Raw genomic sequence first — 12,884 nt, 5'->3', positions numbered from 1 at the left:
CGAATCGATACGGAATTTTCTGATTTTAAAACCAATATGAAATAAAGGAAAATACTCTCTTAGAAAAACTATATAAAACAAATAACTTTAAAACAACTATCAATCTATTAATTGAAAGTAATAATGAGCAAGAGTTTATCATCTTAATTCCAAGTGTATTCGTTTTGCTTCAAAATAAAGAACTTGAATAAATTTTTTCGTATCAATACGAGCAGGTACTGTTGGTTCATTATTCAACTCTGTCATCTTTCTCCTTACAGTAGTAAAATCAAAAAATCTAGAAGCATAATTTTCGAACTTCGGGTTTAAAAAATCAGTAAGTCCAAGGGATGCTAAATGGTTTAATGATTGATAAATTGCTCTCCGAATCCGTTGTTTGGACGCTTCTATGAACCTTTTTAATTCGGCATCCTCAGCTGAATCCCCAAGTTTTTTTTGAGCTAAATTTATAAAAATCTCTTTTAGTGAGGGAAAACCTTGTTCCAACGTGTTATCTTGTTCATATTTATATAAATAATCTAGCATATCCATTAAATCTTTACTTCCACTTTCACTGGCTATTCCTAATTCAGACAAAAGAAAATGAATGGAATTTTGAAAATGATTAAAAGTATTTAAATGTTTTTCATTACGGTATTTTTCTTGCGCACTTGAATTACTATCCAATTTTAGTACTGTATTAAGCGATTCTTGAATGTTTTTTATCGATTTTTCCAAACGAATTCTTTCAATGACTTTCCGAACAACTGTTAATACTTCAATCCGGTTAATTGGCTTAATAATATAGTATTCAACGCCAAGCGAATAAGCTTCAGCAATTAATTCTTTTGATTCTACTTGAGAGACCATGATGATTTTCCCTTTAAACGAAGGCTTTATTTGACGAATTGTTTTTATTCCATCTTGAATCGGCATTAACAAATCGATAAATAAAATATCTATATTTTTAAGGATTGGCATGTATTGCTCTAAAGATAAACCATCCTCAGCTTCTCCTATAACCTCTCCAAGATCTTCATCCTCGATAATTTGAGCCAACATTGAGCGAACCGCTTTTTCATCATCTACTATATAAAAATACATAGAATCACCCTTTCGAAATTATATGATCAATCCCTAATCTAATTTTAAAAATTGATCCTTTTCCTTCGGTTCTGTCCTCAAGCGTAACATCACCTTCAAGTTGTTCGACCATTTCTTTAACATACGATAGTCCGATGCCTGTCGATGGATTGCCTAAATTATCATATTTAGAAGTAAAACCAGGCTCAAAAATTGAATCTTTATATTTTGAAGAAATGCCGGGACCATTATCGCCTATTTGAAATTCAACAAAATGGTGGTCTTTATTAATGTCAATTGTGATGGTTCCCATACCTTGGATAGCTTCTACAGCGTTTGTAACGATATTATTTATAATAGATAAGATTGTATAAATATGATAATGAGAATGTACACCATCAATTTTATACACAAATTGGATGTCTTTCTTTAGTAACTGTGCATATTTCGTATTCGCCCGTATAATGATATTTACCAGTTCATGTACAGACATATAATCTGTAAAACTTTCATCAGAAATTAGTTTTGAAAGCCCCGCAAAAATACGTTGATTATCCTTTTTAACATCATGGACCTCACCAGCAATTTGTAATGCCTGTTGCCTTAAATCCTGAAACTGAAAATCTATCTGTTTATTCTCAAAAGAATCTAAGGTTTTATATAAATCATAGGATTTTTTTGTTATATTCTCAGCATCTTGTAATGTTTTTTTTAAATGAACAGCATCTTCATATAAATTAGAAATAAGCATAAGCATATGTTCATTTTGTTTCTTTATGTGCCTCTCCCTTGATTGCGCTTCATACAATTTCATCATATTGAAAAAGCTTAGAACTATAAAACTATGGGAGCATGCGATAACAATGATCTCATTTATTGCCTCGGATGTGATCGATGTTTTTAATACGAAATATTGAATCATTAATTCCACACAGTCTGACAATATTTCAATCATGCAACCGATCAAACCAATCATTAGCGGTTGATGATAAAAACGTTTAATTTTTGCTAAATGAAAGAGATACGAATACGTAAAATAAAAGAAGAAACTAGGATAGTGAGTATGAAAAGCGGCTAACCAATCCATATTTCCCTTTATAATGACATCCATTGAGATACGAAATACTACAACGACTATTGCTGTTAAAAAACCCGGTAAAAATGCTGGAATTCGTCGAAACAATAACAAAAAAAAGAAAAATGTTGGTGCACCAAAGCTCATTCTAAATGTTTCATTTAAAGGAAATGACTTTATTTCACCTACTAAGGGTACTGTAAGTATCATTAAAACGAGAATATAGATGTCTTTTTTTACTAAATTACTAAGATTCAAAATAATCACTTCTCACTTTCGCCTAACAGTCAGTATACAAACCTATTTGTATTAATACAACACCTACTCTATTTTTTTCAAAAACTAATAAATAAGATATAAACGAAAGCATTACAGATTGTGAGTATTTATTACACTCTTCTACTTTAGAAAGATACTTTATAACTCAAAAATGTTCAGACACAATATATGGTCTGAACACTTTTGGAATCGCTCTAACACCAAAATATCTGTGCTCCTTTTTAAAATATACTTAAATCCCATTCTTTTGCAATATGTTCTAACAACATAATTCCTGGTAAACTATTCCCATATTCATCAATGGCTGGTCCGTAAATACCAATACCACATCCATCTAGGAACGGTACATCCTTCTTAGACTTTGAGGGAACAAGTGTCATAATTCCGCCGGATACCCCACTTTTAGCTGGTAACCCAATGAAAGCAGCAAATTTTCCAGAAGCGTTGTACATTCCACAAGTAAGCATTAAAGCTTTTGTTAACCTAGCTACTTCTTTAGGGAGTACTTGTTCTTTGCGAATAGGGTGATATCCATCATGTGCTAGTATAAGCCCGATTAAGGCAATATCTTCTGTATTTATTTCAATCGAACATTGTTTTAGGTAAACCTCTAGTGTCTCCTCCACATCTGATTCTAGAAAACCATTCTCCTTTAAATAGTATGCTAAAGCTCTGTTACGATGAGCCGTTTCCCATTCTGATTGAAATACTATTTCATTAATAGCGGGACGCTTCTCTATCATTTTCTCAATTAATACGTATATAGATTCTAATTTTTCTTGCACCGATGTCCCTGGCAAAAGTGAAGCTATCGTAATCGCTCCAGCATTGATCATGGGATTAAAAGGTTTTCCTGGTTTATGTATCTCTAAACGAATAATCGAATTGAAGGCATCTCCAGTTGGTTCTACATCAACTCGTTCTAATACATAAGAAATACCGCGACTTAAACAAGCAGCTATAAAACCAATTACTTTTGATATACTTTGTAATGTGAAAGGTACCTCCCAATCTCCTGCCTTTATCATTGTTCCATCTGGCTTTACTATACAAATACCTAGCTGCGATACATTTATTTCCCCCAGAGCTGGAATATAACTGGCGCTTCGTCCCTTAGCTGCATACGTTCGATAATGAGCTACCCATTGATCTAAGTAAACTTTTTCTTGCCCCTCAACTTGAACGCTAGAATCCTTTATCATTTCACAATATTCCCCCGTACTATTAACTTTATATAGAATAATTTTTTCTTTACTACCACCGATACTATTTGCACTAGAACTAAGAAAGATATTCAGACATATTGCAGTCTGAATATCTTTCTTATTACATACTTTTCTTTTTTACATTTTCCTCATAACTATCCCAACATTCAATATTTTCAAGCCCTTTAATGTTTTCTTTATAAAAAATAGGATCTTTACCAGCTTTTTTCTGGTTTATATAATCTTGTAACGCCGCAAACGCTACTTTTGAAAGTAAGGTAATAGCAATTAAATTAATAATAACCATCAAGCCCATAAATAAGTCCGCTAAATCCCATACAATTTGAATCTTTGCAACAGAACCAAATACAATCATAGCCAGCACGCTTATTCTGTATATCATTAACCACACTTTACTTGTATGTAAGAAGCGAATATTTGTTTCACCATAATAATAGTTGCCGATTAATGCACCGAATCCAAATAAAAAAACAAAAATAGCAAGACAACCCGATGCCCAAGAACCGATGTGTTCACTTAATGCTGCTTGTGTCAGTGCAATACCATTTAACCCCGGTTGTTTATATGCATCAGACAGTAAAATAATAAAGGCGGTGCTAGTACAAATGATCAGTGTATCCGTTAATACACCAAATGCTTGAATCAGTCCTTGTTTCACCGGATGACTTGTTGTTGCTGTTGCAGCAACGTTTGGTGCACTTCCCATACCAGCTTCATTTGAAAATAAGCCACGTTTAACTCCATTCATAAGTGCTGCACCAATTGAACCTCCAGCTATTTGTTTAAAACCAAATGCGTTTTGAACAATAAGAGAAAGAACTTCCGGCATTTTTGATATGTTGGTAACTACAACAAATAATGCAACTCCAATGTATAATACCGCTAAAAATACCACTTTGTATTCAGCCATTTTTGCAATACGTTGTACACCACCAAAGATAATCGCGGCGAAAGCAATCGCCATGATTATCCCTACTGTTAGACGATCTGTACCAAATGAGTTTTGAAAAGCAATTGTAACTGTATTTGATTGTACTGAATTGAATACAAGACCAAAAGTGATTGTAATTAAAATAGAGAATAATACTCCCATCCAACGTTTATTCAACCCTTTTTCCATATAATAGGATGGACCACCGCGGAAGCCAGTTTTATCTTTTACTTTATATATCTGTGCTAATGTGCTTTCAACAAAGCTGGATGCCGAGCTAATAATAGAAATAATCCACATCCAAAATACAGCTCCAGGACCCCCTAATGCAATCGCAATCGCAATTCCTGTAATATTCCCTGTTCCAACGCGAGCTGCCATACCAATACAAAACGCTTGAAAAGGAGAGATTTGATCTTTAGAACCACTTTTTCCCTCCATTAATACACGGACCATCTCTTTTAACATTCGAAACTGTACAAAATTCAATTTAAATGTAAAATAAATTCCGCAAATAACAAGCATAACAATTAACAATTTAGACCATAAAAAATCATTCGTTGATCCGACTAAATCTACAAAAAACCTTTCCATATTATCACTCCATACCCCAAATTTATCTATCATAATCTATATAAAATCACCTATATTCCCTGGCATAAATACCTCATTCATATTCAAATACAACAAGGATAAAAATTTTCTATATGAATAGGATTGGCCTGTTTAAGCAAACGTCACAACATGTAACTGTAAAACTGGAATTTTGAAGAACTTAACGTTTATACACACGGTGCTCTATCCCCTTCTGTAAAACTAATATTCTTATCCACTCATGTTGTTGTACTATTATGTTTGTTTCGTTTACCGGTGATTTACATTTAAATCATAATAATCAATAGTGATTAATTGGTTTTTTGTTAAATTTCTCAAGAACATGGAAATATCTCCTTTCTCACTACTAATCTCAAAAATAGGCTAGGTAAAAATTCATAGAAAAACTATGAAGCGCTTTCAATCTTCAACTAAGAGAAGCTTGTCTTTAATTTATAATTAAAAGTACAGAATGTTACGAAAAAGTACAGATTTTTATAAAAACAAAAAATATTTCAAGGTTTTTTCATCTAAAAACCAGTGAGATTTTGTGAATTTTATACAGTATCCAAACGTCGCGGATTCTGTTCTACCTAATCTTTGACAAGCCTCTATTTTCTTCATAAAAGCATGCATACTTTTTCTCTTTTAGAACTTCATATAAAGGATTTGAAATCAAGAATCGATAGGATATTATAAGAATATTTTAAAAATAAAACATTTAATTTATTTATGGTATCATACAAAAAACATTTGTTTTCTCAATTAATCCCCTAGTGGGATTCGTCTATATTGCACATATTTACAACATGAAAGTCACTACGCAAAAAAGAATTTTGTTGAAGGGATGAAACATTACAAAACTCTTATTTAGGATTTTATGACATCCTCTTTTCTAGCAATATCGAGTTAATCAAAAATATGTTTTTAACAGCTCCACAAATAAAAAACTACTCATATTATTATTTTTTGAAAACGTTACTAATATTATTCCATTTAAGTTTCAAATGTTAGAACAACCAATTGATAAGAAAAGTTATTAATTTTATTGCAATATAAGAAGATTTGTTGAATATCTATTATTCAATGTATATTTCCCTTGCGTTTCATTTTACTAACATAGATTACAGGTGGTGTATTGTGAAAGAAATAGTATTCGTTCAAAATAAAAAAAGACTACTTATGAAATTCGAATTTTTAAAAAAGGATTTAGTACTTACCATTTCACTGATACTAGCAATTGTAAGCTGCTTAATACATTCGCCAAAGATCGAATATATTAACTTTGAAGTGTTAATTAGCTTATTTAATCTAATGGTGGCCATTAAGGCCTTGGAACAGCTAAAGATATTAGACAAACTTGCCGTTGCGATTTTAAATAAATGCAATAACAGCAGATCAATATCTATTATTCTAATTTTGTTATGCTTTATTTGCTCCATGTTTGTAACAAATGATGTCGCTCTCCTCACTTTTGTGCCAATAACACTTGTCATTAGTAAAAAAACACAAATGAACATGATGGATACAATCATCCTGCAAACAATTGCGGCAAACATCGGCAGTAGCTTGATGCCTATGGGAAACCCACAAAATTTATACTTATATTCTTACTATGGAATTAAGCTCATCCCATTTTTAGGTTCAATCCTGCTTTTAGCTGTACTTGGAATCAGTTTGTTATTTATATTTACCCAAAAACTTCAAAAAACAGATTTAAAAATAGAACTACCTGTTATTACCGTGAAGAATCGAAAAAAAGCTACCATCTGGATTTTGATACTTATCACTATCATTGCATCCATTTTTGGTTTCATTAATTATTACATTGCGCTAATAGTTACATTGATGGCAGCATTTACGTTAGATAGAAACTTACTATTTAAGATCGATTACTTTCTTCTAATAACCTTTGTCTGTTTTTTTATTTTTATCGGAAACATTTCCCATTCCGATGCGCTGGAGACATTTGCTCGCGCTAATTTAAGAGGAGATACTTCAGTCTTCTTTAGTTCCATATTTTTGAGTCAATTGATTAGCAATTTTCCTACTTCAATTCTTCTATCAAACTTTACTTCTGATTGGAAAGCTTTATTACTAGGAGTAAATATTGGAGGGCTTGGAACAATTATCGCATCTTTAGCCAGTGTAATTTCCTATAAACTATTCACTCAGGCCAATGGTAAAGAGAGCAAGGCATATTTAATTAAATTTAGCATTTACAACTTTTCATTTTTAATCATACTTACATGTATACAGTACTTTATCTTTAAATTTCTAAAGATTTTTTAAAGAATTGATTACTTTAGAAAAACCCAAATATCTCAGCATTCAATTGAGAAATTTGGGTTTTAATATAGGTATGTTTAAAGAGATACAACAAAGTTACCATCAATTTAATCTTTTAAGATGTTCTCAAAGCGAAAATCTTTTAGCTTTTACGTTATTTATTAGATTTCAGTTCATTTTTTATACACTCAGTTATATAATAAATGACTGAATTTATAGGGTAATAACTTTCAATTAATACTAGAAATATAACTTATTAAAATGTTATTTCAAACCCACAAAAAATAGATTACCTGTACAGTAAAAAGTACAGGTAATCTATTTTTTTGTGAGATTAATAAAAAACTAATTTATCTTTTGAATTCTTCCATCAATAATAGACTGAATTGGTTCTTTGGATTTTTTTATATAATCTACTAATGCTTCAAAATCAGTTGGTCCTGTTTCAGCATCTTTACCGTTTTTAAAGGATACAAATCCATCTCCACCTGAAGCTAGAAATGCGTTCGCAACGACGCTGTAAGTTTTCGAAGGAATAATTTCTTCTCCATTTGTTAGGCGAATACTTGTTACTTTTTCTCCATTAGGTTTGTTTGCATCCCAAGTATATTGGATCCCTGAAATTTGAAGCATTCTTGTTATGTCTTTTTGCCATTGTTGATTTAAAATATCACGAATGTCTTGACCCGTTAAATTTACTTTTATTAATTGATTTCCGAATGGTTGAATACCATATATCTCTCCCCATGTAATATCACCAGCATCTAAGTCATTACGAATACCACCAGGATTCATAAGTGCAATTTGAGATTGCATTGTTGCACGTTGAGCATCAGCAACTAAATTCCCAAGAGTAGATTCACCAGCCATATTTAGTTTACGATCTAGTGGAGCAATAGACTTACCTACAACTTCATTAACAAGAGGTGCGATTTTTGCTTGATATTTCTCCATCTTCTTCTTTATTTTTTTATCAGGCTCCATGCCTTCATGGTAAGTTGTAACAATTTCTGCTTTTTTCTCAACAATATCTTGTGTTTTACGATCAATCTTTACATCAACATCAGCAAAAGCCATACCGTAAGAATTTGCTTGTACGACAAGTTTATTATTAACAGTTCCATTTACATAAGTGTGGCTATGCCCACCAAAAATAACATCGACTTCTGGATCAGTCTCATTTGCTAATCGGACGATATCACCATTTGTTACGCCGTTCCCATCTGTTGTCCCCCCGTTATGTGCAAGAACAACGATAGATTTAACGCCTAGTTTTTTTAATTGCTTTACGGATTTGTTAATAGCTTCAACTTCATCTGTAATTTCTACATTCTTTAGCATAGTAGGCATAACAAGGTTAGGCACATCCGTTGTTACGACTCCGATAAATCCAACTGGAACTCCTTGTACCTTTTTTATAGTGAATGGTGGTAAAAATAAACGACCAGTGGATTTATTATAGAAATTTGCGGCAACATATGGGAATTTTGCTCCTTTAAATTTCCCTGTTTTCTCATGGTATCCACCATAAATAAGGCGGTTCATTTCTTCAACACCTTCATCAAATTCATGATTTCCTATCGTTCCAACATCGAATTTCAAATCATTTAGAAATTCAATGGTAGGTTCGTCTTGTAATAATGCTGAAACAGGAGTACTTGCTCCAACAACATCGCCAGCATGTACCTTTAATGTATTCGGATTTTGTTTTTCACGATCGCGTAAATAAGCCCCTAAGTACTCAATTCCCCCTGCATCTTTATTGTTAATTTTTTTTACAGTGTCTAGTTGCCCATGAAAATCGTTAATCCCGAGCATTTGCACATCTATGTAGCGGTTTGGTTCTGTACTTGCTTGGGCTGAAGGCACAGCAAATACACTAGTAAAAGTAACTGTACTTATTGCTAAAGCAACTGGAATGATTTTTTTTAACATAAAATTTCTCTCCCCTAATTAAAATCTTACATAATACAATGTTATTTTAATATATTAAGAGGATTATTTCTATAAAAATTCTACTAATTATAAAAATTAATAAGATTTTATCATTTCCTAACAAAACACTTCTTCTTCAAAAATTTGAAGATGTAAAACAACAATTTTAAGAGGAGATGATTATTCATAGGTGGTAGTCTACACTTTGGGATTAGGATATAAAGGCCCTCTCTCAACTTAAGAAACTTCACTACACAAACAAGAACATGTACATTTCTTTGTTTTGAGAATTATTCAAAATATTATCTTGATAGTAATATAACAATACTTCTAAGAGACTAAAAAACTCTAATCCATACATGTTAGCTGTTAAGAAGAATATTCAATTCGAAACTAATGAAGATTTATCAACCTAACATCCTGATATCACCACTTAAAATGAATAAAAATTTCGTTATAGAAGATTTCGATTCTTTAAATTGATTACAGTGTCCCACTACTCCACATTTAAAAAGATGCTCCTGGATTTATCCAAGAGCATCTTTTATAAAGCTTTATTTTTACTTGTTTATCAATTATCTTATGATATTTAATACCCCTCATATTTTTAAACAAAACTACTTAGTAATCGTATGAAAGGCTACCTAACTGTTTTAACGGCACCTCTAAGTATATCCTATTGTGCTTACGTCTAATTAATAAGGATCTGATTCATGGCTTTTCTTCACTGCATCTTTTGTTGCTTCGTTTGCAGCTAATGAACCTTGGCCATATTTTGATTTACTTACTTCGCGGCCTGGAAGTTTGTTTTCCGTTTTAGCTTCTTTCATTTTCTTTTCAATACCTTCTTTCACACGACGGCCATAATCTTCATCAGCTTGTGTGAAGTGTTCAATCATCGCATTCTGAATTCTTTTGTCACATACTGCAAGTGCTTCAGATAGATTTTTAACCAACTCATTTCGTTCCCACTCCTCAAAACTACGATACGTGTGACCTGCTTGACCATAATTATTAGGACGATCGATTGGTGCACTCATAGCAGCCGCATTGTAAGTAGGTTGGTGTGGATGATGCTTTTCTTGGTTTGCATCTTTATAACCACCTAGCATAGATGGCTCATAGTTAATATGCGGATTTTCTCCAGACTCTTTCGGATTACGCATATCCATTTGACCACGATGTTGATTTGTACGAACAGGCGCTTTAGGTGCATTAACAGGTAATTGTAGATAGTTTGCACCAACGCGGTAACGTTGCGTATCTGAATAAGAGAAAGTACGACCTTGTAGCATTTTATCGTCTGAGAAGTCCATGCCATCAACAAGTACTCCTGTACCAAAAGCAGCTTGTTCAATCTCTGAATGATAATCAACTGGATTACGATCAAGAACCATACGTCCTACTGGTAACCATGGGAACTGCTCCTCTGGCCAAAGCTTCGTATCATCAAGAGGATCAAAATCGAGTTCTGGATGATAATCATCCTCCATAATTTGTACAAATAGCTCCCACTCTGGATAATCTTTGCGCTCAATTGCTTCATATAAATCTTGTGTTGCATGACTAACATTCATTGCTTGAATACTGTTTGCATCTTCTTGTGTTAAATTTCGAATTCCCTGCTTTGGCTCCCAGTGATATTTCACCAATACAGCTTCGCCTTTTTCATTTACCCATTTATAAGTGTTCACACCAGATCCCTGCATATGGCGATATGTTGCTGGAATACCCCATGGAGAAAATAAAAATGTAATCATATGTGTTGCCTCTGGGGTACGAGAAACAAAGTCAAACATCCGCTCAGGATTCGGTACGTTTGAAACTGGATCAACCTTAAATGCGTGAATCATATCTGGGAACTTCATCGCATCACGAATAAAGAAAATCTTCAAGTTATTCCCTACTAAATCCCAGTTACCATCTTCCGTATACATTTTCACTGCGAAACCTCGTGGATCTCTTGCCGTTTCTGGTGAGTCCTTAGCTCCAGCTACTGTAGAAAAACGAACCATTAACGGCGTTTTTTTAGCAGCCCCTGAAAATACTTTCGCACGAGTATATGTTTCTACCGGCTCATCTCCAACTTTTCCATAGGTTTCAAAATACCCAAATGCTCCAGCTCCTCGCGCATGTACTACACGTTCCGGAACCTCTTCTCGATCAAAATGAGAAATTTTTTCGATGAAATGATAATTTTCAAGTGTTGCTGGACCACGATTCCCAATTGTTCGGATGTTTTGATTATCCTTCACAGGGTGCCCTTGTCGTGTCGTCAATGTATCACGTTTCACGTCTTGTTCCTCTAGAGAATTCTTGTCCTGGTTTTCCGCCATAATTGAAAACCTCCTCAAAATTATTCACCTTTAGGTATTTCCATTTATTAGAAAAAATATGATAGAATTGCAACTTATTTATAATGTATCAATTAACAATTATATAGTTGTAATCAGTCCTTTAAAAATAATAGAAGTGCTTCATTAAATTCTTTGGCATGCGTTGCATTTAGCCCATGTGGACCACCCTTTATTAACGCTACTTTAGAATTAGGAATTGCTTCATGTGTTAATTTCCCACTATATTCAAATGGTACAGTTGCATCAGAGTCTCCGTGAATAATAAGAGTAGGTATATTAAACTTCTCCAAGTCTTTTCTAAAATCTGTCTTACTAAAGGCGGTAATACAATCAAGCGTTCCTTTAGGTGATGCACCGGCTGCAATATCCCAATTATATAAACGGAATGACTCACTAACTAAATCTGTTCGATCACCAGCCGCGAAAAATCCCTTAGTAAATTCATCAAGAAATGCAAGGCGGTCATTTATCACACCACTTTTGAATGTTTCAATTGTTGCATCATCTAATGCCCCTTCAGGATGATCCTCTGATTTGTATAAATATGGAGGAACTGCTCCAGCAAAAACAACCTTTTCAATACGATCTGTTCCATACGTACTAATGTACCGGGCTACCTCGCCTCCACCCATAGAAAAACCAACAAGTGTGACATTTTGAAGCTCTAACTGTTCTAATAGTTGATGTAAATCAGAAGTAAAGGTATCATATTCATACCCTTCCCACGGCTGAGATGATTTTCCAAAACCTCGACGATCATATGTTATAACTCTGTATCCAGCCTCAACAAGAGCGGGAACTTGGTATTCCCAAGATCGACCACTTAACGGCCAACCATGAATGAGTACAACTGGTTTTCCTGTGCCATGATCCTCATAATATATCTCAATTGGTGCTTGATTTTCGGTTCCTACAGTAATTTTTGCCATTCTCCTACCTCCTTTAATATATATCCTTTTCTTCAATAATCCGGATAAATCTCATAACCTATTTATGCCCATTTATATTGTGAACTCTATGTATAAAACTCTACTGTTCCGATGCATTCATTTTCTGTTTATGGATAATTCCCCATCTCCTACCTTTCTTATCACAAAGTATTTGCTAAAAATTCCTCCTATTCAATTCTAATAACA

At 33.4% G+C, this 12,884-nt stretch carries 8 protein-coding genes; 1 reads left to right on the top strand and 7 read right to left on the bottom strand.

Annotation, left to right across the window (positions count from 1 at the left end):
* Positions 1–138: 138 nt before the first annotated feature.
* The 4 genes from AC0L0O_RS08785 to AC0L0O_RS08770 all read right to left on the bottom strand — a co-directional run bounded on the left by AC0L0O_RS08785 (position 139) and on the right by AC0L0O_RS08770 (position 5,167).
* Positions 139–1,083 (bottom strand): response regulator, encoded by a 945-nt coding sequence (locus AC0L0O_RS08785; protein ID WP_000274093.1) that lies wholly within the window; start codon positions 1,081–1,083, stop codon positions 139–141.
* Between the two features lie 4 nt (positions 1,084–1,087).
* Positions 1,088–2,404 (bottom strand): sensor histidine kinase, encoded by a 1,317-nt coding sequence (locus AC0L0O_RS08780; protein ID WP_000584804.1) that lies wholly within the window; start codon positions 2,402–2,404, stop codon positions 1,088–1,090.
* Between the two features lie 233 nt (positions 2,405–2,637).
* A complete protein-coding gene (glsA, locus tag AC0L0O_RS08775) occupies positions 2,638–3,618 on the bottom strand; it encodes a glutaminase GlsA (RefSeq protein ID WP_000588661.1) in 981 nt (326 codons plus the stop codon).
* Positions 3,619–3,742: 124 nt separating this feature from the next.
* Positions 3,743–5,167: an alanine/glycine:cation symporter family protein gene (locus AC0L0O_RS08770; RefSeq protein ID WP_011181750.1), complete on the bottom strand. Its 1,425-nt coding sequence runs from the start codon at positions 5,165–5,167 to the stop codon at positions 3,743–3,745.
* Positions 5,168–6,307: 1,140 nt separating this feature from the next.
* Between AC0L0O_RS08770 and AC0L0O_RS08765 the strand changes: the two genes are divergently transcribed.
* Positions 6,308–7,459, top strand: coding sequence for an anion transporter (locus AC0L0O_RS08765; protein WP_149283239.1), 1,152 nt, complete (start codon positions 6,308–6,310; stop codon positions 7,457–7,459).
* Between the two features lie 342 nt (positions 7,460–7,801).
* Here AC0L0O_RS08765 and AC0L0O_RS08760 read toward each other — a convergent pair whose 3' ends face one another.
* The 3 genes from AC0L0O_RS08760 to AC0L0O_RS08750 form a co-directional block, all read right to left on the bottom strand.
* Positions 7,802–9,391, bottom strand: coding sequence for a bifunctional metallophosphatase/5'-nucleotidase (locus AC0L0O_RS08760; RefSeq protein ID WP_000913755.1), 1,590 nt, complete (start codon positions 9,389–9,391; stop codon positions 7,802–7,804).
* A 695-nt stretch (positions 9,392–10,086) separates the two neighbouring features.
* Positions 10,087–11,727, bottom strand: a complete 1,641-nt coding sequence (locus AC0L0O_RS08755) for a catalase (RefSeq protein WP_042511072.1) — start codon at positions 11,725–11,727, stop codon at positions 10,087–10,089.
* 113 nt (positions 11,728–11,840) lie between these two features.
* Positions 11,841–12,677: a bromoperoxidase gene (locus AC0L0O_RS08750; RefSeq protein WP_001074319.1), complete on the bottom strand. Its 837-nt coding sequence runs from the start codon at positions 12,675–12,677 to the stop codon at positions 11,841–11,843.
* Positions 12,678–12,884 lie beyond the last annotated feature (207 nt).

It is taken from the genome of Bacillus sp. GS3m_15504, assembly GCF_055825275.1.
Note: the sequence above shows the minus strand (reverse complement) of the source record. Positions and strands in the feature narration are given on the sequence as shown.

Coding starts and splice junctions, on each gene's coding strand:
- AC0L0O_RS08785 (WP_000274093.1), bottom strand. CDS start 1,083: ATGTATTTTTATATAGTAGATGATGAAAAAGCGGTTCGCTCAATGTTG.
- glsA (WP_000588661.1), bottom strand. CDS start 3,618: ATGATAAAGGATTCTAGCGTTCAAGTTGAGGGGCAAGAAAAAGTTTAC.
- AC0L0O_RS08770 (WP_011181750.1), bottom strand. CDS start 5,167: ATGGAAAGGTTTTTTGTAGATTTAGTCGGATCAACGAATGATTTTTTA.
- AC0L0O_RS08760 (WP_000913755.1), bottom strand. CDS start 9,391: ATGTTAAAAAAAATCATTCCAGTTGCTTTAGCAATAAGTACAGTTACT.
- AC0L0O_RS08755 (WP_042511072.1), bottom strand. CDS start 11,727: ATGGCGGAAAACCAGGACAAGAATTCTCTAGAGGAACAAGACGTGAAA.
- AC0L0O_RS08750 (WP_001074319.1), bottom strand. CDS start 12,677: ATGGCAAAAATTACTGTAGGAACCGAAAATCAAGCACCAATTGAGATA.